Here is a 25,276-nt window from a genome sequence, read left to right as displayed (position 1 = left end):
ATGCATCAGCTATAATATTTCGGCGGCGCGTGATCTGGACAACTTGCCGCCGGACGTCCGCGAGCAGGTCTCGGAAGGTCCGATTTCTTACGCAGTCGGCGGTCGCGGAGATACCAAGCGTCTTGTCGGCAGGAAAGGTTACAGACTTCGGATCGGTCGCTACCGAGTCATATTTGACGAAGACCGCGCCACGATCCTTGCGGTCTATGTCGGCACACGCGAAACGACAACCTACCGTCGGCCATAGTAGGACAGAACACCATGAACGCCCCGCAAATTATCAAGACCCCAACCGGCGAGGAACTGGTCGTTATCCCAAGGCGGACTACGAGATCCTTTTGCGTGCCGCCGAAGAAGCTCTGGAAGACGCTGCCGATGCGGCGATCTACGACGAGCGTAAGGCTGATCTCCGAGCGGAAAGGGCACTGCCCGCGGACGTGACCATGGACATCTTGCGGGGCTCCAGCCGGCTCAAGGCACTGCGCAACTGGCGGCGGCTGACGCAAGCCGATTTGGCGGCCATGATCGGCGTCAGCCAGGGTTTTCTGTCGGACCTGGGGTCCAATCACCGCAAACTATCGGCGTAGAGAGGTGCAATGCTGGTCAAGGCGCTCGACATTCCAAGTGAATGGATTGAGCACCAGGTGATGCTACACTGGTTTGCGGCTTCTTCTCCCTTGGTTTTAGCTGATCCCGGTCATGGCGCGCCGGCGCCCCCCCGCTTCTCGATCAGCTCGGCAACCGCATCAGGATTGTCGGCCAGTACATAGTGGCTCGCATCGGGGATCTCGGCGCGCTCGACATGGCTCATGCCCTTGGCGCGGTAGCCGGCGAGGAAGGTCGGCAGCAGCGCAACAAAGGGGGACTTCTGGCCGAAGGCGATGACGAGCGGAACGGTGCTCGGCGCCGTCTGGGCGGCGTTCCATTCGGCATCGCTGGGGAAGGCGCGGTAGATCTCGAACGCGGCATGCAGTTGAGGCGCTCGATAGATGCGAAAATAGTATTTGCGTTCCTGCCTGGTGAACTTGCCGAAGTCGAGGAACCAGCCAAGCACGGCGGCCTGCCGACCGGGAACCACCTTTTCGGCGAGGCCGCCGGGCGCCTGGATGAAACCGATATGCCACGTGCCTGATATCGCCTTGTCCCAGCCGTCGATGCCGGGCATCGGAACATCGAGGATCATCGCACCGCGCAGCGTGTCGGGAAAGCGCCTGAGATAGGCATAGGTGACGATGCCGCCAAGGTCGTGACCCACCACATAGGGTTTTTCCAGATGCAGAGCGTCGGCAAGCCCATGGATCTGCGCCGCAAGATTGGCGGCTTCATAGCCGCCCCTGGCAGGCTCCGAGCGGCCTATGCCGGGCAGGTCGACGGCAACGACGGTGAAGCGTTGCGCCAGTCTCGGCATGACGGCCTGGTATTCGTTCCAATCTTCCGGAAATCCATGCACCAGGATAAGGGCTGGTCCGTGCCCGCCACGCAGGTAGTGCATGCTGCTGCCGTTCACCGCGGCTTTGGCCGAGGTGAACCCGGGCGGCACCTGACCTGCCCGTCCAGCAGGCGCCGCATGAGCCGCCACTACAACGAGCACCGCGCAGACAGCCACAGCCATGAGCGCCGCGCGATGAAGTATCCGGTTCAACATGTTGCTCTCCTCTCGTCTTCGATCCAGGCCCCGCGTTTGTTGCTTCTGACGTAAACTAGGGCGGGAGTTCGAATGGTCAGAGTTACAAAATGCGCGCGAATGCCTCGAGGCCGGACTGCGCGATTACCGGAGTTGCGTTGTTGCCCTCATTCCTATCGCCTTTTTTCAATGAAGCCATTAAAACCGGTCAACCGGTCTGTTTAAGTCGCGCAAAGAGAAGAAGGCTCCCGAAGAACCAGTGTGACGGGCATTTCGTTGGCCGGATCTGTCTCCACAGCCCGTCCTTGGTCAGGGCGATGCGGCCGTCATGGCTCATATCTGTGCTCCGTCTTCAGCAACGCCGGACGTGACGTTTCTGAGCGCCGCCGGCTTGGCTACTTTCGTGACGAAGACGATGAGCGCCAGCGTCAGGAAAATCGCGCCGAGCAGGTAGGGTGCGCCGCCGAAGGTCACGGGCGCGTTCGGCCCCGTGAACCAGGAAAAGATCGCCGTATAAAGCAGCGGCGTGATGATCGAGGTGATCGAGAAGATCGACGTCATCGCGCCCTGGAGTTCGCCTTGTGCCGAAGGCGGCACCTTGGCGGCGGCAAGGCTTCTGAGCGGCGGATCGGCCAACGCCTCGAGGCAGCCGACGACGATCACTGCATAGATCATCCAGCCTTGCGACGCGAATGCGTAGCCGAAGGCGCTGAGTGCCGTAAATGCCAGACCGATTACCGCCGTCTTCCACTCACCGAGCTTGGGGATCACGCGCGGCAGGACCGTCGCCATGACGATAGCCCCGCACAGGCCGAAGGCACCGAGCGAGAAGCCGATCTGTTGTTCGCTCCAGCCATAGCGATAACTGGAGACGAACGACCAGACCGCAGGATACATCATGTGCCCCAGCGTCATCAGAAAGAAGACAAGCCCGATCCAGCCGATGCCTTCGTAGTTGCGCATCTGGACGAGCGTGCCGACCGGGTTCGCGCGTTTCCACTCGAAGCGGCGACGATGCTTGCTATCAAGCGTTTCCGGCAACAGAAACAGCGCGATCAAAAAGTTTACGAAGGCAAGCCCGGCAGCGAAATAGAACGGCACGCGCGGCCCGAACGTGCCGAGCAACCCGCCCAGGACCGGCCCGATGACGAAGCCGACGCCGAAAGCAATGCCGAGCAGCCCGAAATTCTTCGCACGATTTTCGTCGGTCGAGATATCGGCAATGAATGCTGATGTCGTGGAATAGCTGGCGCCGGAAATGCCGGCCAGCACCCGGCCGATGAACAGCATCGGATAGGACCAGGCGATAGCGCAGATCAGATTGTCGATGGAAAACGTCAGCACCGAGGCGAGCAGAATCGGCCGCCGTCCGAACCGGTCGCTCAACCCGCCCATCACTGGTGCGAAAATGAACTGCATCGCCGCATAGGCGAAGAACAGCCAGCCGCCCTCGATAGCCGCCTCACTGATGCCGACGCCGGTCAATTCTCTGAGATAGGCCGGCAGCACCGGCATGATGATGCCGAAGCCGATGATGTCGAGCAGCAGGGTGGTGAAAACAAGCGCAAGGCCCCGCCTGGCGGTTTTGGGGTCTATCATGATGGTATCTCCTCGGGCCGCCTGGGGCGAAGGCGAACGCACCTTATAGGCGAACACATCGCTGGGAACAATGAGGGAACGGGCAGGGTGTTTTCATCCTGACATCCCCTGACTGCTATCCAGTCTCTCGGATTCGCGAGAAAACCGTCGGCTCAGATCGGATTGTTGAACGTGTCGCAGTCCGAAAGCTTGCCGTTCTGGAAGCCTCGCGCCAGCCAGGCCTGCCGCTGCTGCGACGTGCCGTGGTTGAAGCTTTCCGGCACGACGTAGCCCTGCATCTTCTTCTGCAGCGTGTCGTCGCCGATCTGCTTTGCGGCGTTCAATGCCTCCGCCATGTCGCCCTGTTCCAAAATGCCCTTCTGGCCGGTGAAATGTGCCCAGATGCCGGCAAAGCAGTCGGCCTGCAGCTCGACCTGCACCGACATGTGGTTGGCGTCGGCCTCGCTCATATTCTGCCGCATCTGGTTGAATTTGGGCAGGATGCCGACGAGGTTCTGCACGTGATGGCCAACCTCATGCGCGATAACATAGGCCTGTGCGAAATCGCCCGAGGCACCGAACTGCTGATCGAGTTGCTGGAAGAAGGTGGTGTCGAGATAGACCTTGCGATCGTTGGGACAGTAGAATGGTCCGGCCGCTGACGAGGCAGAACCGCAGGCGGAGCGAATCTGGCCGCTGAACAGGACCAGTTTTGGATCTTGATAGGTCAGGCCCTCGGACTGGAAAATACCAGTCCAGGTATCCTCGGTCTCGGCCAGCACGGTCGACACGAACTGCTTCATCTCGTCGGAGGCCGGCGCACCGGTACCGCCGCCTTGCTCGCCGCTATTGTCGGTGATCTGGCCGCCGCCGCCGGGCTGCAAGCCGCTGTTATCGAGGATCTGACTCGGGTCGAAGCCGAAATACCACCCTGCCAGGAAAATCAATCCTACGATGATGATGCCCGACATGCCGCCGCCGCCGGCGCGACCTCCGATCGGGATGCGAAACTGCCCCGGCCCGCCGCCAAGCCCGCCGCTCTGGCCGCGCTCGTCCTCGACATTGTCACTCTGACGACGGCCCTTCCAGAGCATGGCAACCCCGTGATGCATGTTTGCAATCAACCCGCCGATGTCCTGGCCGGTTCCAACCCAGCAAACAATTATCCCAATGGTTACGCCAAGTCACAGTATTTTTCGCGCTAACAAGCAATGCCGGCTGACGCGGGTCTGCTCTGGCTTAGACGTCGCAAGGTCTGTAGCATCCACCGTGGCTGTGGAAGCGAGGGGGCGCTTGCGGATGATCGGGCGGGTTCTGTTGCTGTTTGCGGCATTGTCTTGCCTAGGCCCCGCGCCGGCCAGCGCCGTCACTCTCGATTCCAGTGTCGCAATCACCGATCCCGAGACCTTGCAGGCGCTCGAGCGCGGCGGGCTATCGATCAGCCGTCTGCTTGGGCCAGCGCTCGGACTGACACGCGACGTCGACAATCGCGGGCTGTTTTCGGTGCGCGCGCTGAGCCCGGTCCGCAACGCCGTCAAACAGCAGATCGTAGACGAACCAAGGAACAGCCCCGACTCCTATGTAGCCGCTCTGGCAAACTCGAAAAGACATCACCCAGAAGTTCAATCCGAAATACATCGACGACGACGGTTCGACGCTGGACCTGACCGGCATCGTCAATCGCATGGATCGCGGCTATCTCGGCCACACCGAATGCGGCGAGATCAGGCTGATCTACCGCTTCCACTATTCGGTCGAGGAGAAGCCTGGGCAACGCATCTCGTCGCGCCTGCCGCTGACCCTGAGCCTGGTCTTCAACGCCATACCGGCTTCGGCACAGACTCGCGCCTCGAAGGACCGTCCGCGCTCGGCTAACGGTTCCTGCGCGGACGTGGCGAAGCGCTGGCTTGTCGCCGGGCAGAAGAATCTGGAGCCGGATCAACTGGCGGTCTGGCTGCGCTCGGAAGAAGGCCCGCTTTCCAGTGCGATGTTGAATTCTTCGCAGATCATGCGGCTCGAGCTCAACATGCAGGTCGTGCGCCTATCGGCTTCGAGCCGGCGCGATTTCGGCGGCCACGCCGAGTATCTGTTGAAGGTATTCAAGTGGGACCCAGCCAAAGCCATTTTCCAGGAAGCGAAAATGGAGAACCAGATCGACCGCAAGCTGGTGCTGGCCGACAGGCAAACCTTCGAAAGATGGCTGCTCACCGACCGCAACATCTATGATCTCGACCGTGGCCGCCTGGTGATCGACGAAAAATTCCTCGCGACCACCGCGGTTTCGGTGGCACCCGGCGGTATGAGCCGGTCGCAAAACAATTTGGCTTTTGGGCTGCTCGACGACGATGCTATCGACAAAGCGCTCAAGGACTATGTCGCAAAGGGCAATACGCTTCGCACCGTCAAATCGGTGGCCGGCTTCAATCTGCGCCTCAACGAGATGACCTGCACCGGCTGTCACCAGACGCACGGCATCGCCGGGTTCCATTACACCGGCGCCGACCCGGCCAGCGAACCGCGCCGCAACGCGGTGTTCGTGCCGGGCTCGGCTGTGTTTTTTGCCGACCTGCCGCGCCGCCGCGCCATTGTCGAGTCGTTCGCCGCTGGCAGACACCCGGATTTCAGCCGCGGCTTTGCCGGCCGTCCGGAGGCAAAATACGCCGAAGCGCTGAAAGGCACCGATCTCTACAATGGATGGGGCTCGATCTGCTATCGCGGCACCGACCCAAGTTTCGCAGACTGGACCTGCGACGAAGGCCTGCGTTGCGCCGGGGTCCACGAGAGCGCCATCCATCCGGGCTTTGGTACCTGCGTCAGCGAGGCCGGCACCGCGGTTGGCGATCCGGTGGAGTTCGGCGAGATCAGGATGTCGAAATGGGGCAACGACCAATATTGCCGTCTGTCACCGGCAACCGCGAAGGCCTGCGCCATCGACCCGGCCAGGGATAGAAAACCGCCGATAAAGCTCGCCGGCTATGGCGCGGCGCGCCAGCGTTACGATAATCCCGAGCAGAAGACTGGCGGCTTTCCCGGCGGCATGCTGCGCAAGGCGACCTGCGAAAAGCTGCCCGACGAGGCAAGCTGCGGCCGCCTCGCCAAGACCGGCTTCAACGACTGCATAGGCTCCGGCAAGGACCACAAATTCTGCACCAGGGAATTCACCAAGACCGCTGGCCTGCGTGCTTGCGACAAGGCCCATCCCTGCCGCGAGGACTATATCTGCACCGCCGGTTTTGACGATCTGCCGGAAGCAAAGCCCGGCAAGGGCACTTGCATCCCACCCTATTTCATCTTCCAGTTTCGCGTCGATGGTCACCCGCGCAACTGGGTGCAGGATACGAACGAGTGAGCAGGTCAGTCGCACTGCATATCGCTTCGATCAATCAGCGGGCGGCGATTATTGCCTTGCGAAAGGCTTCGAGCGTCTCGGCGCTGACATGGTGCTCGATGCCTTCGGCGTCGATCCGCGCCGTCTCGGCGCTGACGCCGAGCGAGCGCAGGAAAGCCTCGACCGTCTGGTGGCGAATGCGGCTCTCTTCCGCAACCTTGCGGCCGGCATCGGTCAGGAACACGCCGCGATAGGGTTTCCGAGAGACCAGCCCGTCGGCGCACAGCCGCGTGAGCATTTTTGCCACCGTCGGCTGGGCGACGCCGAGCCGTGCCGCGATGTCGACCTGGCGCGCCTCGTTGCCGTCCTCGATCAGGTCGGCGATGAGCTCGACATAATCCTCGACCAGCGCGCTGCGGCGCGCTTCACGCGTCTGCCGGAAGCCTTCCGAGTGGATTTCTGCGTCAGGCAGCGGCTTTTCGCGAGGAACCGGTCTTTTCTTCAGCGCCAATACGCGCTCCTCCCGGCAGTTTGAATCGGCATTGCAGTCATAACACGGAACCCTATTGGTTCTGGCCGTTTATTTCCATTCGGTGGCCGGCGCAACCGGCGTTCACTGCCGTTCCGGTCGCACCGTCAAGCGGCCATACGAAAAAGCACGAACAATGAAATATAGCATATTGCATAATGTTCAGCCGTGGCATAGATAAGGAGACAACATCGATCGTTCCAGTGGAAAGCCATTTCATGTCGGAAGCCGAAGCCACCTCAGCCCCCCGATCCATGTGGCGATTTGCCCGCCCGGAAGACGACGAGCAGCCCAGCCTTCGCGAAGTCAACGCAACGATCGCGGTGCCGCACTCGGGGATATGGCTTCGCCGGCTGTTCGCCTTCGTGGGGCCGGGCTACATGGTTTCGGTCGGCTACATGGATCCGGGCAATTGGGCGACCGACCTCGCCGGTGGTGCCCAGTTCGGTTACACGCTGCTATTCATCATCATGTTGTCGAACCTGATGGCGATCCTGCTGCAGGCGCTCGCCGCCCGGCTCGGCATCGCCACCGGCCGTGACCTTGCGCAGGCGTGCCGCGCCTATTACCCGCGGCCGGTCAATTTCATGCTGTGGGTCGCTTGCGAACTGGCCATCATCGCCTGCGACCTGGCCGAGGTCATTGGCACGGCGATCGCCTTGCAACTGCTGTTCGGGATTCCGCTGATCGGCGGCGCCATCATCACCGCGCTCGATGCCTTCCTGCTGTTGTTGCTGATGAACAAGGGCTTCCGTTTCCTCGAGGCCTTCATCATAGCGCTTTTGATTATCATCTTCGGCTGCTTCGCCATTCAGATCTTCGCCGCCGCGCCGCCGGTCGGCTCCATCCTGCACGCCATGTTCGTGCCGTCGTCCGAGATCGTCACCAATCCGGCGATGCTTTACATTGCCATCGGCATCATCGGCGCCACGGTGATGCCGCACAATCTCTATCTGCACTCCTCGATCGTGCAGACCCGCGCCTACGAGCGCACCGATCGCGGCAAGCGCGACGCCATCAAATGGGCGACGACCGACTCGACCATCGCGCTGATACTGGCGCTGTTCGTCAATGCTTCCATCCTGATCGTGTCGGCGGTGGCGTTCCACGGCACCGGTCATCATGACGTCGCCGAGATCGGCCAGGCCTTCGAGCTTCTGTCGCCGCTACTCGGCCTCGGCATTGCTTCCATTCTGTTTGCCGTGGCGCTGCTTGCCTCCGGCCTGAACTCGACGGTGACGGCGACGCTGGCCGGCCAGATCGTGATGGAAGGCTTCTTGCGGCTGCGCATCCCGCAATGGGCGCGCCGCCTGCTGACGCGCGGCATCGCCATCATCCCGGTGGTGGTCGTCACCGCCCTCTATGGCGAGAAGGGCACCGGCCAGTTGCTGGTCTTCAGCCAGGTGGTCCTGTCGATGCAGCTTCCCTTCGCGGTCGTCCCGCTGGTGCAATTCGTCTCGGACAAGCGCAAAATGGGCAATTTCGCCATTTCCCGCGCCGTCGCCGTGCTGGCCTGGGTGGTTGCCGCCCTCATCCTGGTGCTCAACTTCAAGCTGCTCTACGATACGGTCGTCGGTTTAGGCTGAGCGTCTGCTCCAAACTGACGCAACGAGGTCGGCAGTCATCCGCCCTTCCAGCCCTGGAAATTTGCCGGCCGCTGTCGGACAAATGTCCGTTCGCTCGTCCTTGGCTCGAAGTCCGGCCATGACGGCACGGATCAGGGAAGGAGCTCCAATGAGGAAGATCATCGCCGCAACATTCGTCAGCCTCGACGGCGTCATGCAAGCGCCCGGCGGCCCGCAAGAGGACCCGGTCGGCGGCTTCAAGTTCGGCGGCTGGACGTTCCACTACTGGGACGATGTGATGGGCGCCGCCATGGGCGAGACGTTTTCAAAACCGTTCGTGCTGCTGCTCGGAAGACCTACGATATCTTCGCCGCCCACTGGCCTTATCAGAAGAATGACCCGATCGCCGACAGCTTCAACGCCGTCACCAAATATGTGGCGACGCACAGGCCAGATACGCTGTCCTGGCAAAACAGCCAGCCGCTCGGCAGCGACGTCGTGGCGACATTGCGCCGGATGAAGCAGGAGGACGGCCCGGACCTGCTCATTCAGGGATCGAGCGAACTGATCCAGACCTTGCTCGCCAATGACCTGATCGACGAGATCAGCCTGCTGATTTTCCCGCTGGTGCTGGGCAAGGGCAAAAAACTGTTCGGCAGCGGCACCATACCCGCCGCCTTCAAGCTGACCCGTTCGCAGGCATCGACCACCGGCGTCCTCATGGCGAGCTATGAACGCTCCGGCGAGATCAAGACCGGGTCCTTTGCCACGGAGCAGCCGTCCGAAGCCGAGATCAAGCGGCGCAAGAACTGGAAATAGAGGCTGCCGAGGCGATCAAGGACGGCTGAACACTGGCCGTCCTTTTTGCTGTTTTCTAAGCCGCCTCCCGTCGTCGTGCCAACCCATCGCGGAGGTGGCCCGCGAACGCCAGTGCAGCCGGCGCAAGGCCGTGCTTCGGCAAATGCAGATTGATCGAAAAATTCGGCAGCGACGGCAGTTCCGGATCGTTGGCCAAAATATCGAGGTCGGCAGGCACGGTCGACGCCAACCAGGTGGTGACGGCCAAGTCCGAACGCACCGTCGCCGTCGTCGCGTCGATGGTGCCGTTTTCGAATACGGTGCGCCATTCCAGCCCGTGCTCGTTAAGCGCCTCCAGCACCACCGGGCGGAACGCGCAGGTCTCGGCCACCATCGAAACCGGCAACGGGCGCTTGCTGCGAGCCCCGCCGCCTTTGGCGCCGACCCAAACCAGCCGGTCGACAACAAGGCATTCGCCGGTCGACCGACCGATCGCCTCCTCGACCACCGCGAGCTCTATCGTGCCGGCCGCCAAGGCCGCAGCCAACTCCGGCGACGAAGCACAGATCAGCGAAATCTCGACCTGCGGATACGCCTCGGCATAGGCCTTGAGCACCGGCGCAAGCAAGGTGCCGACAAGGTCATACGGCACGCCAAGCCGCACCTGACCGGCAACCGCATCGCCCGCCATCTCCGCCAAGATCTCGTCATTGAGGGAAAGCAGGCGCTTGCCCTTGCCGAGCAGTCGCTCGCCAGAGCGGGTCAACCGCAATCCACGCCGGTCGCGCTCGAACAGGCTGCAGCCAAGAACCTCTTCCAAGCGCTTGATATGTTGGCTGACGGCGCCTTGGGTCACATGCAGCGCGTTGGCCGCTGCCGTCATGCTGGCCTTATCCGCAACGGTGACGAAGGTTCGGATCAAGGCGGTATCGAGATTGCGAGCCATCTGACTATTATGCTTCTTAATAGCAACCATTGCAAACATTGCATTTACTGATGAGCCAAAAGACCTACCGTGCAGGCTTCAAAGGAAGCAGCATGCTTGAAACTGTCCTTCCCCTCGTCCTGTTCGCGCTGGTCTCAACCTCAACGCCCGGCATGGCCACGACCTTGTCGACGGCGTCCGGCGCGCAGTTCGGCTTTCGCCGCTCTATCCCGCTGATGGCCGGAAGTGCGGCCGGCCTGGCCACGGTGGCTGCGGCAGGTGCTGCCGGGCTCGCCGGTCTGCTGGCCGCCGCCCCTTCTTTGCAACTGGCAATGAAAATAGCCGGCACCCTCTATCTGGTATGGCTTGCCCTCAAGATCGGCCGCAGCGGCCCGCCCAATCTGGACGTGGCCATGGCAAAGCCGAACAGCTTTTTGGGTGGCGCCGGCCTGCAATGGATGAACCCAAAGGGCTGGGCCATGGGGCTGGGAGCGGCGGCATCTTTTGCCGCGCTCGCCAACGGGCCGCTGCAGCTCGCCTTGCTGCTCGGCACGGTCTTCGGTCTTGCCGCGGCCCTATCGCTGGCGGCGTGGTGCGTGGCCGGCACGCTGCTCGCCCGGTTGCTGCGAACCGAGCGGCAGTGGCGCATCCTCAACGCCGTGCTTGGCTTGCTGCTGGCCGCCTCGATCATTCCGATGTGGCGGACAGCGTAAGACCAGTTATTTCAGGCAGCGTAGCGTGCCGCCGGCTTGCCGGCCAGCAGGCTACCGAAGAAGCCTTGTTGGACGCCAAGAAAGGCATCCACCCCGGCAACGTCGGCAAGACCCGGTGCCGTGAACGCTTCACCCTTGGCCAGGCCGGCAAGCGCGGCATCGACCAGATCGTCCGCAGTCATGACAATCTCTTGGGGCACATTGGCAATATCGCTTCCGGCGACTTCCCAGAACTCGGTCCGCGTAGCCCCCGGCAGCACGACCTGTATGGCGACCTTGCTATCGGCGACTTCCTGCTGCAGGGCCTCGGTGAAGTTGACGACATAGGCCTTGGTGCCGCTGTAGATGCCGCCGAACGAGGTATCGAAAGCCAGCACCGAGGCGATGTTGACGATGGCGCCGCGGTTGCGCGCCAGCAGCTCCGGCAGGACCGCGCGGGTCAAACGAGTCAAAGCCACGACATTGACCTTGATCATGCGCTCGGCCACATCGGCGTCGGCCGTTGCCACCACCGGCGCGCCGCCAAGGCCGGCATTGTTGACCAGCAGCGTCACGCTGTCGTCGGTTGATATCGCCTGTTCGACCCGTCGCAGATCGCCGTCGTCGGCCAAGTCGGCGCTGATCACGCTGACCTTGATGCCATACGCGTAGCGGAGCCTCTCCGCCAATTCCTCCAGCCGGTCGGCGCGCCGCGCCACCAGCACCAGATCATACCCTTGGCCGGCGAGCCGGTCGGCATAGATCGCGCCGATGCCCGACGAGGCACCGGTGACGACCGCCGTGCCTTTGTTCTGTTCGCTCATTGTCTTGTTCCTTCTGGTTCGATTCCAAATGCCGGTGCCGCGGGGCAACACCCTTGCTTCGACCGGCAGGCTAATTAAAGGCATATGCCACTATCCGTACGTAGGCATATGCCACCATCTTGTCAATCCGCGGAGCAAGGACTATTTCTGGTTCGCATCGAGGGTCCCTCCCGGTCCCCTCATCGGAAATCCGCCAATGTCCCGAACCACCCTGCCCGGCCTGGTGTTTTGCAACAACGCCATGCTGCGCCGCGCGACGCGGAAACTCGGCCAGTTCTATGACGATGTGCTCGCACCCTCGGGCATTAAGGCCACGCAGCAGGGCCTGCTCTATCAAATCCACGTCGGCAATGAACCGACGATGGGTGCGATTGCCGCGGCCCTCGTCATGGATCTGTCGGCCCTCGGTCATACGCTGAAGCCGCTGATCCGGGACGGTTATGTCGAGGCCTTCGCCGACCCTGCCGACCGCCGCATCAGGCGCGTCAGGCTGACGCCGCAGGGCCGGACCAAGCTCGAAGAAGCCCTGAAGCTGTGGCAAGTCGCCCAGCAGCGCTTCGAGGAGATGTTTGGAAAAGAGCAGGCGGCAAGCCTGCGAGTGGCACTGGACGAAATCGCCGCGCTGGATTTTGACGCACCGCCGGCCGCGACTTGAATTGTCGGCGGCCGGCAGCCAAGCTTTGCTAACAAGCCTTATTCGGCCGGCATCGCCACCGGTCGCGCCGCCAGGTAGCCCGCCAGCACCACGCCCAAACCAATGATCGGGAATGCCGCCGCGACCACGCCGAGGTCGGCCGGTGCGCCATAGCGCAGCACCGCGGCGCCGACCACGGCACCCAGTGCGACGCCGAGATAGAGTGCCGAAGCGTTCAGCGACAGCACGATGGGCGCGGCATCGGGCGCCAGCTTGATGATGCGGCTGGCTTGCGCCGGCGGGAATGCCCAGCCGACGATGCCCCACGGCACCATCATGGCCATCAGTGCCGGCCCGGCGATCTCGCGTGGCAGGAATATCGGGATCAGCGAAAACGTGACCAGCATGGCGGCACTCAGCGCCAGCGACCAGCAGACGGTGCGCGTCGCGCCGAAACGGTCGGCGGCCTGCCCACCGCCGATATTGCCGATGACCGCGCCGACGCCGAAGGCGAGCAGCATTCCGGGTAGCGCGATCGGGCTCAGGCCGCCGCCTTCGATGGCGAGCGGCGCGACAAAGGCAAAGACAGTGAAGGCGCCGATCAGTGCCAGGATCGTCGTCACCAGGATGGGCATGACGCCGGGGCGAAGTGCCGCTGCCAATCGCATCCGGAGCGGCAGCCTGGTGCCGACGATGCCGCGCGGCAGCCGGTACCACAGGATCGCGCCGGCGAGCGCGCCAAGGCCGGCAATGGCAAAGAAGGTGCCGCGCCAGCCGGCAACCGTCGCAACAAGCGCGCCAAGCGGCGCGCCGACCGCCACCGCAACCGTGGTGCCGCCGACGACCACGGCAATGGCGCGGGCGCGGTGATGATCGTCGACAAGCGCAACGGCCGTTCCCTGCGCGGTCGCCGCGAACAGGCCTGACGACAGCGCCATGACGATGCGCGCGATCAACAGCAATTCGAAGGAGGAACTCAGCGCCGCGGCGACGTTGCCCAACACGAAGAACACCAGCGTCCACAGGATGACGCGGCGCCGGTCCCATTCGCCAGTCAGCGTTGCCAGGATCGGCGTGCCGATCGCATAGGCGAGCGCAAACGCCGTGATCAGCGTGCCGGCGAGCGGAACGGAGATGGCGGCATCCTTTGCAATGTCGGGCAAAAGGCTGGAGATGACGAAACCTTCGGTCGAAATCGTGAATGATCCGAGCGCAAGCCAGATGAGGCGCTTATCCATGGCAATTTCCTTAGTTCAAAGGTTATTGAACAATTGGACATAACAGGGCATGATGTCAATGAGCTTGTGCAGACTAATCGAACCCTACTGACAGCCCTGTGTCAGGACAGGCCCGAATACCACCAGAACCGCGAAGGATCAGATGCGTTGAAATCGGCCCCGAATGTGCTTAATTCCTGGTCATGACCTTGCCCCATCCCACCGCCGACCAGATCAGCCTGCCGAACGTGCTTGCCGTGCTCGGCGACCCGACGCGACTGGCCATCGTGCGCTATCTCGCGAGCAAGGAGGGCGTGCCGCTGAATTGCAGCCGGTTCCTCGACCTCTGCTCGAAGACCAATCTGAGCTACCATTTGGCCAAGCTGCGTGAGGCCGGCGTTACCCGCACCGAGGCGGTTGGCACCAGCCGGCTGATCACGCTGCGCCGTGACGATCTCGACCGCCGCTTCCCGGGCCTGCTCGACAGCGTGATTGCCGCGGCCGGCGACGATGCATCGTTGCCGGCGGTCGGCGGCCATGAGATCGAAGTCCGCGCCTAGAGCGACCCCGAAGCTGCATTCCGCTCTCGCCCGCTTCGCGAGGTGAGGAAGATAATTGTCCTCCAGCCATTCCAACAAACGGAGCCTGCCATGCGCATTGCCGTCCTCGCCGACATCCACGGCAATGTCCTGGCGCTCGACGCCGTGCTCGATGATCTGCGGCGACGCGGCGGCGCCGACCTCATCGTCAATCTCGGCGATTGCGTTTCCGGCCCGCTGTGGCCGCGCGAGACCATGGAGCGGCTCGAGGCGCTCGAGCTGCCGACGGTGCGCGGCAACCACGACCGCCGCGTTGCCTACGACACCGCCGACGAGACCATGTGGCCTTCCGACCGCTACGCGCATGAACGGCTGGCGGCAGCCCAGCGCGAGGCGCTGTTCGCGCTGCCCGTCACGCTGGAGGTGGCGCCTGGCGTGCTCGCCTTCCATGCCCGGCCCGACCACGATGAAAAATACCTGGCTGACGCGATAGTCGACGGCCGGCTGGTGCGCGCCCCACTGGCCGCCATCGAACGGCGACTCGGCGCGATCGATCCCGCCTGCCGCATCATGCTTTGCGGTCACAGCCACCGCAGCGAGCTGGTCCGCATTCCCGGCGGTCCGGTCATTTTCAATCCAGGCAGCATCGGCTGCCCGGCCTATCACGACGACACGCCGCCGGCGCATGTCTCCCAACAAGGCTCGCCGCACGCCCGCTATGGCATCGTCGACCTGCATCCCGATCGCTTCGAGGCCATCGCCGTCGATTACGACCATGAGGCGGCAGCGCGTCAGGCCGATCAGGCGGGACGGCCGGAATGGGCTCACGCGCTGCGCACCGGCTTCATGCCGGGCTGAGCTTGCTCATGCCAGGCTGAACGGATGACCGCCTTCGAGCGGCAGGCAAGCAGCCTCAATGGCCGCGACCGGTCCATCTTCACTTGTCGGACGCGGATCGCTTCGATCGCCTGGCAGGACGTCGGGTGCTGGCCGCCGAAGTCTTGGCCGCCGAAGTCTTGGGCGATGAAGCCTTTGGCCGTGACGCACTGGGCGCCAGTTGCTTTGGGTTGAAAGTCTGTGCCGGAACCGATTCGGAGCCGGCCCGAATGTCGGCGGCGCGCACCTGCTGGCCAAAGTTCAGGCCGGTCAGCCGTTCAATCTCGGCCACCGTCGAAAGGAACTCCGATACCCTGGCAATTTCAAGCGGGTCGTCGAATGCCTCGGCACGCCCACCGAACGCTTCGGGCATCACTTCCAAAACCGGCTTCTGGTCCGCCAGCAGCGCGATGGCGCGCAGGCCAGTTTGATCGGACCACAGCGCGATCTTCCAGAACTTGAGCGGAATATGGGTGTCGAAGCGGTAAGGAGGATCGTCCTCGCGGAACACTGGGCCTGCAAACACCGTGACACGGCCTCGCATCGTATAGGCGTTGCGCAGCACATAGGTTTCCACCGCGCGCCATCTCAGTTTCCCCTTGGAGCCGGGATGGTCAAGCGAGCTTCCCTGATTGAAAAAGCCGACTTGCGGCGCAGCATTGGGATAGAAGAACGTGTCCCGTTCTGCCGCGACCGCCTCCTGATCCACTCCCCATGCAGGGTCGCCGCGAAGCGTAATATGGCCCTTCTGGAACATTCGAGCTATTCGTTCCTTGGACTTTGGCTCGGGAAATCCAGGCACATTCTGGCTCGAATAGAATTCGTGGGTCATCTGCTCGCCAGGGTCGATGCGACGGTCGGGCCGGAAAGCGTCGCTGGCTTCCGAACCGGAAATCGACTCTACCCCCAATTGGACAAGCGACGGGTTGTCGATGACGGTCTTGTCCTCACGATTGACCGCCTTGGTGCGGGATCCATCGATATTGCAGGCGGTGACGAAGGCAAGCCTGCGATCGGCGTTCATCAAGATCGAAAAATGATGATAGCGCAATTCGTGTGGGTCCTCGCCCGGTTTGGCAAGGAGGTTTTTGGCCAACCGGTAGGGTGAATTGGCAACCGTCGGCATTGGCAGGACAAAGCCTGGTATGAAGCCGGGTTCATACCCTCCACGATCGTCGAAATCCTCCGTTTTCCAACCCGCGGCCTCGGCGATGGCCACCTTCGCGGGTTCGCTTGCCGGGCCTTTGCCGTCGTTTCGTCTTGCATCGCCTCCGTCGCGGTCGATCAAGGGCGCCCGGACATTTATCTCGACGGGAAAAGTCCAGGTGACCGAGCCATCGGCGTTGTGTCTCGTCGCCGGTGGATTGTCATCCGGTTCCGGCCGCTGCACCGGCTTGTCCGGCACATCTTCGCGAATGTCGGCGTTCAGCCGAACTGTTTCGTCCATCATGCGCGGCGTGCCGGCCCAAATCGCCAGAGCTTGCGAAACCGCCGATGCCGAGGAGCCCGGCAGCCTGGACTTTCTAGCGCCGAGATCGTCAACGATGGCGCTGATCCGTATGCCTTCGTTGATCTCGCGCGCAAGCGCATAGCCACCTATGCCCGTCACCTCGTGGAACGGGCCGGCCCAATGGTGCAGGGCAATAGGCTCCCATTCGTTGTTGAAAACCGGTGAACCGGAGGAACCCTGTTCGGTATCGGCAACATAGTGCAGCACTTGAACCGTTTCGTCGCGGGCCACCAGCCGGTTTTCACGCAGCACCAGTTCCTTGAAGCGGCCATCGGGGTGCTGAACGATGTTGGCGATTTCGCCAAGCATATGCTTGTCGCGCGCATCCGACAGCGAGATAAAACCGAACTCCCCCAGTTCCTTTGGGCCGGAGCGCCGCTCACCGACCCCGATCAGCGTATAGTCCAGACCCTCTATGCTATCGGTCACGAAACAGGATTCAGGATCGAACAGGAACGTCGTCGGCGTACGCACGGCATTCGCACCGTCCTGCTCATAATCGAACTGGACCTGGAAGCGCCGGGAATCCGCCGGCGACGAAATCACATGGTTGTTTGTGAGGAACAGCCTTGGCCCGACCAGGAAACCCGATCCTTGTGGATTGCCGTTGAGAAAGGCAACGCGGCCGACCGCATCGGCAGCACGACGCCCACGCTCGAGGAATGCGATCCCGATGAAGTCGAGCGTTGGGCCGAGAATTGCCTCCGGCCCCGGCTGCTTGGCGGCGGCCTTTCTTTCACCGGCAGACCTCATGTCGATCGCTGCCGATATCATCTCCGCTTCGGTGCGGCTGAGCGACGCCTTTACCTGCAACCTGTCGAGCCGCCTGGAGAGGGTCTGTTCGGCGGCCAGCGGATTACCGTTGGCGATGTGACCAAGTGAAGCCTCAATCTCGGCGCGCGTTTTCTTGACACGCTGGCGAACTATGTTTTCCACCTGCGCCAATATTTCAAGGTCGACCATATTGCCCTCCTCAACCTTACTTGAGAGAGTGCATATTTACATGAAATGTGCAATATTTTGCCGGCTTTTAGTTCACGAAAGTGGCTTGCTCCGCGATTCAACACGCGGCACCTTACTCATTTTCGGGCTTACGCAGCGCCGCCTCGTCGCCTATAAAAACCGGCTGGCGTGCGATGGCGTTTCCGTGCCTGGCCGCGCCTTCGGCAATGCAACCTACCGCCCATGGCAGATGATTAGGCGCACAATAACACTCCGATCCCCGCTGCTTGCGCTGATTGCCGCTCCGCTGATGTTGGCGGGCCCGCCGGCCAGTGCCCAGGAGCCGGAGCCCATCGTCTCGATTGTGACTGGTCTCGCTCCGGGTGATCTCCTGAACGTGCGCGCCACGGCATCGGCGATGGGCAAGATCGAGGCGCGGCTGCCGATTGGTTCGAGCGTCAAAAATCTCGGCTGCGGCGACGTCAGCGGCCATCGGTGGTGCAAGGTTGAAGACATTGACGACCCCAAGCTGAGCGGATGGGCGCCCGCGCGCTACCTCGACCCTATCAATCCCCAGCAAGTGACACCCCAGGCGGCGGCCAATACGGAGAGCCCTGCCTCTCAACCGCTGCCCGATCTGACAACGCGCCTCGGCGCGACCGCTCCCGAAACGGAGCTGAACTCCGCTGACGCAATCGGCAGGGTGGCGATCGAGGATGCTTACCGCCTGGCCCTGGCCGCTGGAAACCCCTCGACCGGACAGGTTGATGGATCGGCGCCCGCGGCAATGGGTCCCGTCCAAAATTTCGGCGCGGCCAACGCGGCGCCTCCGCCCGACGCACAGACCGTTGCGCGGCTTCAGCCGCCGGGGACACCGGTCCCTGGTGCTGGCAACGCCATCCCTTGCGCGCGCTATCTCGGCCAGCCGATGACCAACTGCAAGGCGGCGGGCGTGCGCACCGGCGACAAGACCGACGTGACCGTGACATGGCCCGATGGCGGCACGCGCATCATCAGCTTCAAGGCCGGCAAGCCGGCCGGCTCAAACGGGCCCGGCGAATTCCGCTTCACCCGCGAGGGCAGCCTGAACATGATCCGCGTCGGCGTTTCCGAACGTTTCGAGATCACGGATGTTTTGGCGTTGGGGGATAGTGGTAAGGGAATAAGGCAGTAGGGCAGTAGGGCAATATGTTTAAAGGGCGCTCGAACCTCTGCCCTACTGCCCTACTGCCCTACTGCCCTACCCGCATTTTAGGGGGTTACATCCGGCAAAACTCTTCCCTATAAGGCCCTCCTAGCCTGATACCAGAATCGCGAGCACAACCGGCCGGGTCATCCCGTCCGGCTTTTCGTGCAAGCCGCCCGCCGAACGGACCTCGACATGCCAAGACGCACCGACATCAAGTCGATCCTGATCATCGGGGCCGGCCCCATCGTCATCGGCCAGGCCTGCGAGTTCGACTATTCCGGCACCCAGGCCTGCAAGGCACTGAAGGAAGAGGGCTTTCGCGTCATCCTGGTCAACTCCAATCCGGCCACCATCATGACCGATCCGGAGCTGGCCGATGCCACCTATATCGAGCCGATCACGCCGGAAGTTGTCGCCAAGATCATCGCCAAGGAGCGGCCCGACGCGCTGCTGCCGACCATGGGCGGCCAGACCGCGCTCAACACCGCTTTGTCGCTGCGCCGCATGGGTGTGCTCGATCGCTACAATGTCGAGATGATCGGCGCCGACGCGCACGCCATCGACAAGGCCGAGGACCGCGCGCTGTTTCGCGAGGCGATGAACAAGATCGGCCTGGAAACGCCGAAGTCGATGCTGGCCAACGCCACCGACGTCAAGAACGCCGACCGCAAGACGCATGAAGCCGAGCGCGCCGCACTGAAGGCCGAGAAGCCCGAAAATCTTGACGCCGCACTCGACGCGCTGGAAACGCGCTGGAACCTCGGCGAGGGCGACCGCAAGCAGCGCTACATCAGCCACGGCATGGCGATCGCAGCACAAGCGCTCGACCATGTCGGCCTGCCCGCCATCATCCGCCCGTCCTTCACCATGGGCGGCACCGGCGGCGGCATCGCCTACAACCGCGCCGAATTCTACGAGATCGTCCAGTCCGGCCTTGACGCCTCGCCGACCACCGAAGTGCTGATCGAGGAGAGCGTGCTCGGCTGGAAGGAGTATGAGATGGAGGTTGTCCGCGACAAGGCTGACAACTGCATCATCATCTGCTCGATCGAGAACATCGACCCGATGGGCGTCCATACCGGCGATTCGATCACCGTCGCCCCGGCCCTGACGCTGACCGACAAAGAATACCAGATGATGCGCAACGCCTCGATCGCGGTGCTGCGCGAGATCGGCGTCGAGACCGGCGGCTCCAACGTGCAGTTCGCCGTCAACCCGGCCGACGGCCGTCTGGTGGTCATCGAGATGAACCCGCGCGTCTCGCGCTCGTCTGCGCTGGCCTCCAAGGCGACAGGCTTCCCGATCGCCAAGATCGCCGCCAAGCTCGCCGTCGGCTACACGCTGGATGAGCTGGAGAACGACATCACCGGCGGCGCGACGCCGGCCTCGTTCGAGCCGAGCATTGACTATGTCGTCACCAAAATCCCGCGCTTTGCCTTCGAGAAATTCCCCGGCGCCGAGCCGGTGCTGACCACCTCGATGAAGTCGGTCGGCGAGGTCATGGCCATCGGCCGCACTTTCCAGGAATCGCTGCAGAAAGCGCTGCGCGGGCTGGAGACCGGCCTGACCGGTCTGGACGAAATCGAGATCCCCGGCATCGGCCATGGCAGCACGGCCGCCAGCCACGTCGACGACCGCAACGCCATTCGCGCCGCTTTGGGCACGCCGACGCCGGACCGGCTGCGCATGGTGGCGCAAGCGATCCGCATGGGCACCTCGCTGGAAGACGTGCACGCAATGTGCAAGATCGACCCGTGGTTCCTCGAACAGATCGCCGGCATTCTCGATATGGAAGCGCGCATCCGCGAGCACGGCATTCCCGAGGACGCCGCCAATCTGCGCATGTTGAAGGCGATGGGTTTTTCCGATGCCCGCCTCGCGTCCCTGGTCAGGAAAGACGTCGAAGAAATCCAGAAGATTCGCGAAAAACTCGACGTGCATCCGGTTTACAAGCGCATCGACACCTGCGCGGCCGAGTTCGCCTCGCCCACCGCTTACATGTATTCGACCTATGAGACGCCGTTCGCCGGCGCGCTCGCCAATGAGGCGCAGGTCTCGTCGCGCAAAAAGGTCGTCATCCTCGGCGGCGGCCCCAACCGCATCGGCCAGGGCATCGAGTTCGACTATTGCTGCTGCCATGCGGCGTTTGCGCTGCGTGACGCCGGCTTCGAGGCGATCATGATCAACTGCAACCCGGAGACCGTCTCGACCGACTACGACACTTCCGACCGGCTCTATTTCGAGCCGCTGACGCCGGAGGACGTTTTGGAAATCCTGCGCGCCGAGCAGGCGGCCGGCGAACTGGTCGGCGTCATCGTCCAGTTCGGCGGCCAGACGCCGCTGAAGCTCGCCGACGCGCTTGAGAAGGCCGGCATCCCGATCCTCGGCACCTCGCCCGACATGATCGATCTCGCCGAGGACCGCGACCGCTTCCAGAAGCTGCTGCACAAGCTCGGCCTCAGCCAGCCGAAGAACGGCATCGCCTATTCGGTCGAGCAGGCCCGCCTCGTCGCCGGCGAGCTCGGCTTCCCGCTGGTGGTGCGCCCGTCCTACGTGCTCGGCGGCCGCGCCATGCAGATCATCCACGACGAGAGCATGCTGCAATCCTATCTGCTCGACACCGTGCCCGGCCTGGTGCCGGAGGACATCAAGCAGAAATACCCCAACGACAAGACCGGCCAGATCAACACGCTGCTCGGCAAGAACCCGCTTTTGTTCGATACCTATCTCTCAGGCGCCATCGAGGTCGACGTCGATTGCCTCTGCGACGGCAAGGCGACCTACGTCTCCGGCATATTGGAGCACATCGAGGAGGCCGGCATCCATTCCGGTGACAGCGCCTGCTCGCTGCCGGTGCATTCGCTGCCCTCGGAGCTCGTCGACGAGCTGGAGCGCCAGACGGCAGCCCTTGCCCGCGCGCTCAATGTCGGCGGGCTGATGAACGTGCAGTACGCGATCAAGGACGGCACCGTCTATGTGCTGGAGGTCAATCCGCGGGCATCGCGCACCGTGCCCTTCGTCGCCAAGACTATCGGGCGGCCTATCGCGAAGATTGCTGCCCGCATCATGGCCGGCGAAAGCCTGGAAGACGCCTTCGCCCATTACGGCGCCATGCCCGACCCACGCAATCCCGGCCACATCGCGGTCAAGGAAGCGGTATTCCCCTTTGCCCGCTTTCCCGGCGTCGACATATTGCTCGGCCCGGAAATGCGCTCGACCGGCGAGGTCATGGGCCTCGACCGCGACTTCGCACTGGCCTTCGCCAAGAGCCAGCTAGGCGCCGGCGTCGACCTGCCGCGCTCCGGCACGCTGTTCGTCTCGGTGCGCGACGAGGACAAGAAAGGCATCCTGCCGGCGGTCAAGCGGCTCGCCGGCCAGGGCTTCAAGGTGCTCGCCACCTCTGGCACCGCCCGCTTCCTCGCCGAAAACGGCGTCGCCGCCGAGAAAATCAACAAGGTTCTGGAAGGCCGCCCGCACATCGAGGACGCCATCCGCAACCGCCAGGTGCAAATCGTCTTCAACACCACGGACGGCCAGAAGGCGGTATCGGATTCGAAATCGCTGCGCCGCGCAACGCTGATGCAGAAAGTGCCGTACTACACGACGCTGTCGGGTGCAGCTGCGGTGGCGGAGGCGATTGCGGCGCTGCGGGCGGGGAGTTTGGAAGTGCGGCCGCTGCAGGAGTATTTTGCGTAAGCTATGGGGATTGGAAATCCATCATGAGTGTGCCGTCTCCCCGCCTTTTCCAGACGTACATTGTTACGTCACGCTGATTTCGATCTCCCTTCGCGTCGAAGGTCAGGTTCCCCAACACGGTCGGAATTGGCTGGCCGGATTTTATAGAAGCCGCAACAGCCCTTGGCGCCTGACCACCTGCCATTTCGATACCCTTGGCCGCCACTTGGACTGCCGCATAGGACTTCAGCGTGTAGTCTGCCGGCTCGAATCCTTGAGAACGAAAGCGCGCGACAACGTCGGCTGCGGCAGGATTGCTCCGGTCCTCGAGCGAAAATGCTATTAGCACGCCTTCCAATGCGGGGCCCGCTTTCCCGGGCAGATCGTGAACTAGAGCTCCATCTCCGGAGATGAACTGAACCTTCAGCCCAGCTTCCTTGGTTTGGCGAACGAGCGGACCAAAATCGTCGGCAAGCCCCGCGAAGAAGAGAACTTCGATCTTCATCGATTTAAGTTTGCTGATGAGGTCTGCAAAATCGCCTTGGCCGGGTTTGATCTTTTTGGCCAGCTTTTCAGGATGCCCCTTTGCTCGCAGCGCTTTTCTTGCCTTGTTCGCTAAGCCATCACCATAGGGCGTACCATCGCTAACGATGGCAAGATTTTGTGCTGAGAAATGATCGGCCATATACTCGCCGGCAAACATCCCCTGAACATCGTCACGACCGACCGTGCGAATGACATTCCAAAGTTTGAATTCGGTAAGAGCGGGATTTGTCGACGCGGGGCTGACCATCAAAGTGTTGTTCTTGGCATAGATCATCGCGGCAGGGACAGAACTGCCTGAGTTGAAATGGCCGATAACAAAGCGAACCCCCTCTTTTGCCAATCTCTTGGCGAGGGCTATCGCGGTGGCTGGTGTATACTGATCATCGAGCACGGTGAGTACTATCTTGCATCCTCGTACCCCGCCCTTGGCATTAATGTCGTCTACTGCAAGTTGAGCGCCCCGCCGCATCTCCTCACCGTCGTACGCCCAATCGCCGGTCATAGGACCGACCACTGCCATGGGAATATCGGCGCATTTTGCAGTGGCGGGTTGAGGCAAAGCCATAAAAGCGACGAACATCGCCAGCGGCAGCCTGATCCATAAAAATGTCTGGTACTTTAGTAGGCTAATCCACAACATCGACGACGGCTTCCTTCACGATTTTGTTCTTTGTTCTCTCCAACTTGCTTGCAGCCTTGCGCATCCTAGTTACAGCTTCCTTCGCCTTGTCGCCGTCAATTGTGTCGCGTTTGATCACTTCATTTTCGACAAGCTGAAGCGACGAATTTTTTCGGCAGCTTGTTCATGACTCGCCCTCCCTATCCCCAGATGGATTTGGGGACGACTTTACTTTAAAGACAAGCGGAAATTATCCTGGAAGGGCAGAAGTTGACGCTTCACGCCACCGCCACGCACTCGATCTGGATATCAAACTCCATCGGCCACGAGGCCACCGGCACAAAACTCCGCGCCGGCGAGTTCGTCGAAAAATACTTCGCATAGACGCGGTTGATGGTTTGTAGAAGCCGGAATTGACGGCGTAGATGCGCACCATGACTATGTTTTCCAACGAGGTGCCGGCCGCTTCGAGGCAATGTTTCAGCGCCTTTCAGCCACGCCTCGGTCTGCGTTTCGAGCCACGAACCATCTCGCACGTTGCGAACGCCAGCGCCTCGCTCGCCTCAGCCGAGAAACCCAATAAACCGCCCGGCGAAAAGCACAGACGTCCACAGCATCAGCGAAAGCACAGCCAGCACGGCCGTGCCCCCACCAGCCGGCTCGTCACCGCCTTTTGCGCGGCGCATGAAGACGAGGAAATTGGCGCCGGCGAGGAGGATGAGTGTCATCTTGGTGAGGAAAATCGGCATCGCCGCATACTCGCTCGCCCTGACCGAAAACAGCAGCGAGCCCGTGACAAGCGCACCGCCGAACGCGCCCAATGCGGTGCGGCGCAGCAGCGCCACGAACGCCGCCTGCGGCAGCGACCGGAAGGCGCCCAGAATCCTGAGGTCGATCAGCCAGACGCTGGTCAGCAACGCGCCGATCGACATGATGTGCAGCGCATTGATTATGGGGTAGGCGACGAAGGAGGCCTTCAGCCCCCGCACCAAAGCGAGTTGCTCGATGCCGGCGAAAAACCCGTCCATTCAGGCCGGCGGCACGCGGTCGGGATAGACATCATAGGTCTTGCCGCCGACGATGATGCGGACTGCCTTCATGCGCTTTTCGCTCTCGTCGCGCGAGCGATGGCCGATCGCCGTCACCTCGTCGCTGACCTTGGCAACACCTTCCGTGAAGCCGGCAGCGATCGTGCGGGAGGGCGGAGCCATCTCCACCCGCCAGACCGCGCCCTCGGCGTCGACATCCAGCGTGGCGTGCGGGTTGCCGATATAGATGGCCGTGATCCGGCCCTTGAGTTCGAAAAACCCGTCCTGCGTCCACGACCAGCCATGATGGGCATAGGCTGCGGTGGCGGCGACAAGGATCACCGCCGCGGCCAGCGCGACGCTCCGGTTGAAAGGTGACTGCATCGCTCGTCTCCTCGGTTCCGGCATTAGAGGGTAGGTCAGCGCGCCGCAGCGTCAAATCACATGAGGGCCTTTTGGGCGCTGCGCTCCACAGCCATGGTAACGGCATGGATCCTAGGGTCTGCGCTCCGCGTTCGCTCCGCCCTAGGATGACGAAGCGAGGGGAGGTTTCCAGCCAATCTCCAACGTCCGCGATTGGCCTTATGCACTGTACCTTCGTCATCCTAGGGCGGAGCAGGAGCGAAGCGACGTCGCGG

General features: G+C 62.3%; 21 protein-coding genes and 2 pseudogenes. 10 read left to right on the top strand and 13 right to left on the bottom strand.

Annotated features, from left to right (window positions below):
• Positions 1–338 precede the first annotated feature (338 nt).
• The gene (locus NKI50_RS04795; RefSeq protein ID WP_352715552.1) at positions 339–587 is read left to right on the top strand and encodes a helix-turn-helix domain-containing protein; all 249 of its coding nucleotides are present in this window, start codon (positions 339–341) and stop codon (positions 585–587) included.
• A 110-nt stretch (positions 588–697) separates the two neighbouring features.
• Here NKI50_RS04795 and NKI50_RS04790 read toward each other — a convergent pair whose 3' ends face one another.
• The 3 genes from NKI50_RS04790 to ypfJ form a co-directional block, all read right to left on the bottom strand.
• Positions 698–1,645, bottom strand: a complete 948-nt coding sequence (locus NKI50_RS04790) for an alpha/beta fold hydrolase (RefSeq protein WP_352715549.1) — start codon at positions 1,643–1,645, stop codon at positions 698–700.
• A 312-nt stretch (positions 1,646–1,957) separates the two neighbouring features.
• Positions 1,958–3,223 carry a TCR/Tet family MFS transporter gene (locus NKI50_RS04785; protein WP_023719350.1) on the bottom strand — a complete coding sequence of 422 codons (1,266 nt, stop codon included), beginning with the start codon at positions 3,221–3,223 and terminating at the stop codon, positions 1,958–1,960.
• A 152-nt stretch (positions 3,224–3,375) separates the two neighbouring features.
• Positions 3,376–4,296: a KPN_02809 family neutral zinc metallopeptidase gene (gene ypfJ / locus NKI50_RS04780; RefSeq protein WP_023719351.1), complete on the bottom strand. Its 921-nt coding sequence runs from the start codon at positions 4,294–4,296 to the stop codon at positions 3,376–3,378.
• A gap of 590 nt (positions 4,297–4,886) precedes the next feature.
• Here ypfJ and NKI50_RS04775 point away from each other — a divergent pair.
• Positions 4,887–6,551 carry a hypothetical protein gene (locus NKI50_RS04775; RefSeq protein ID WP_352715547.1) on the top strand — a complete coding sequence of 555 codons (1,665 nt, stop codon included), beginning with the start codon at positions 4,887–4,889 and terminating at the stop codon, positions 6,549–6,551.
• Between the two features lie 34 nt (positions 6,552–6,585).
• Here NKI50_RS04775 and mntR read toward each other — a convergent pair whose 3' ends face one another.
• Complete coding sequence (mntR, locus tag NKI50_RS04770) at positions 6,586–7,041, bottom strand: manganese-binding transcriptional regulator MntR (RefSeq protein ID WP_023678308.1); 456 nt, start codon at positions 7,039–7,041, stop codon at positions 6,586–6,588.
• A gap of 236 nt (positions 7,042–7,277) precedes the next feature.
• Between mntR and NKI50_RS04765 the strand changes: the two genes are divergently transcribed.
• Entirely contained in the window at positions 7,278–8,645 is a 1,368-nt protein-coding gene (locus NKI50_RS04765) for an Nramp family divalent metal transporter (protein ID WP_352639944.1), read from the top strand.
• 148 nt (positions 8,646–8,793) lie between these two features.
• Positions 8,794–9,443 (top strand): annotated as a pseudogene (locus tag NKI50_RS04760) (dihydrofolate reductase family protein).
• A gap of 55 nt (positions 9,444–9,498) precedes the next feature.
• Here the strand turns inward: NKI50_RS04760 and NKI50_RS04755 are convergent.
• Positions 9,499–10,368, bottom strand: coding sequence for a LysR family transcriptional regulator (locus tag NKI50_RS04755; RefSeq protein ID WP_352715543.1), 870 nt, complete (start codon positions 10,366–10,368; stop codon positions 9,499–9,501).
• A gap of 92 nt (positions 10,369–10,460) precedes the next feature.
• On the opposite strand from NKI50_RS04755, the gene NKI50_RS04750 reads away from it, so the two are divergent.
• Positions 10,461–11,060, top strand: a complete 600-nt coding sequence (locus NKI50_RS04750; protein ID WP_352639946.1) for a LysE family translocator — start codon at positions 10,461–10,463, stop codon at positions 11,058–11,060.
• Between the two features lie 11 nt (positions 11,061–11,071).
• On the opposite strand, the gene NKI50_RS04745 is transcribed toward NKI50_RS04750, so the two are convergent.
• Positions 11,072–11,863, bottom strand: coding sequence for an SDR family NAD(P)-dependent oxidoreductase (locus NKI50_RS04745; protein ID WP_352639947.1), 792 nt, complete (start codon positions 11,861–11,863; stop codon positions 11,072–11,074).
• A 196-nt stretch (positions 11,864–12,059) separates the two neighbouring features.
• On the opposite strand from NKI50_RS04745, the gene NKI50_RS04740 reads away from it, so the two are divergent.
• Positions 12,060–12,518: a MarR family winged helix-turn-helix transcriptional regulator gene (locus NKI50_RS04740; RefSeq protein WP_352639948.1), complete on the top strand. Its 459-nt coding sequence runs from the start codon at positions 12,060–12,062 to the stop codon at positions 12,516–12,518.
• A 38-nt stretch (positions 12,519–12,556) separates the two neighbouring features.
• Here NKI50_RS04740 and NKI50_RS04735 read toward each other — a convergent pair whose 3' ends face one another.
• Entirely contained in the window at positions 12,557–13,735 is a 1,179-nt protein-coding gene (locus NKI50_RS04735; RefSeq protein WP_352639949.1) for an MFS transporter, read from the bottom strand.
• A 182-nt stretch (positions 13,736–13,917) separates the two neighbouring features.
• Here NKI50_RS04735 and NKI50_RS04730 point away from each other — a divergent pair, with 182 nt between their 5' ends.
• Entirely contained in the window at positions 13,918–14,274 is a 357-nt protein-coding gene (locus tag NKI50_RS04730) for an ArsR/SmtB family transcription factor (protein WP_023719360.1), read from the top strand.
• A gap of 90 nt (positions 14,275–14,364) precedes the next feature.
• The gene (locus NKI50_RS04725) at positions 14,365–15,111 is read left to right on the top strand and encodes a metallophosphoesterase family protein (RefSeq protein WP_352592410.1); all 747 of its coding nucleotides are present in this window, start codon (positions 14,365–14,367) and stop codon (positions 15,109–15,111) included.
• 79 nt (positions 15,112–15,190) lie between these two features.
• On the opposite strand, the gene NKI50_RS04720 is transcribed toward NKI50_RS04725, so the two are convergent.
• A complete protein-coding gene (locus NKI50_RS04720; RefSeq protein WP_352715538.1) occupies positions 15,191–17,602 on the bottom strand; it encodes a DNA/RNA non-specific endonuclease in 2,412 nt (803 codons plus the stop codon).
• An 85-nt stretch (positions 17,603–17,687) separates the two neighbouring features.
• On the opposite strand from NKI50_RS04720, the gene NKI50_RS04715 reads away from it, so the two are divergent.
• Both NKI50_RS04715 and carB read left to right on the top strand, forming a co-directional pair.
• Positions 17,688–18,755, top strand: coding sequence for an SH3 domain-containing protein (locus NKI50_RS04715; RefSeq protein WP_352715536.1), 1,068 nt, complete (start codon positions 17,688–17,690; stop codon positions 18,753–18,755).
• Between the two features lie 207 nt (positions 18,756–18,962).
• Positions 18,963–22,466: a carbamoyl-phosphate synthase large subunit gene (gene carB, locus NKI50_RS04710; RefSeq protein WP_352639953.1), complete on the top strand. Its 3,504-nt coding sequence runs from the start codon at positions 18,963–18,965 to the stop codon at positions 22,464–22,466.
• Between the two features lies 1 nt (position 22,467).
• Here carB and NKI50_RS04705 read toward each other — a convergent pair whose 3' ends face one another.
• The 5 genes and pseudogenes from NKI50_RS04705 to NKI50_RS04690 form a co-directional block, all read right to left on the bottom strand.
• Complete coding sequence (locus NKI50_RS04705) at positions 22,468–23,631, bottom strand: branched-chain amino acid ABC transporter substrate-binding protein (RefSeq protein ID WP_352639954.1); 1,164 nt, start codon at positions 23,629–23,631, stop codon at positions 22,468–22,470.
• A complete protein-coding gene (locus tag NKI50_RS04700; RefSeq protein ID WP_302897169.1) occupies positions 23,618–23,749 on the bottom strand; it encodes a hypothetical protein in 132 nt (43 codons plus the stop codon). Before NKI50_RS04700 ends, NKI50_RS04705 begins: the two co-directional genes overlap by 14 nt.
• Before the next feature lie 139 nt (positions 23,750–23,888).
• Positions 23,889–24,128, bottom strand: a pseudogene (locus NKI50_RS30515) (Rid family hydrolase); the annotation flags it as partial.
• A 45-nt stretch (positions 24,129–24,173) separates the two neighbouring features.
• Positions 24,174–24,638, bottom strand: coding sequence for a hypothetical protein (locus NKI50_RS04695; RefSeq protein ID WP_352483164.1), 465 nt, complete (start codon positions 24,636–24,638; stop codon positions 24,174–24,176).
• On the bottom strand, positions 24,639–25,022 hold the full coding sequence (locus NKI50_RS04690) for a DUF6152 family protein (protein WP_352483163.1): 384 nt from the start codon (positions 25,020–25,022) through the stop codon (positions 24,639–24,641).
• Between the last annotated feature and the right edge of the window lie 254 nt (positions 25,023–25,276).

It is taken from the genome of Mesorhizobium sp. M0563 (assembly GCF_040321065.1).
Lineage (GTDB): Bacteria > Pseudomonadota > Alphaproteobacteria > Rhizobiales > Rhizobiaceae > Mesorhizobium.
The sequence above is the reverse complement of the archived record's forward strand: the minus strand, read 5'-3'. Positions and strand labels throughout refer to the sequence as shown.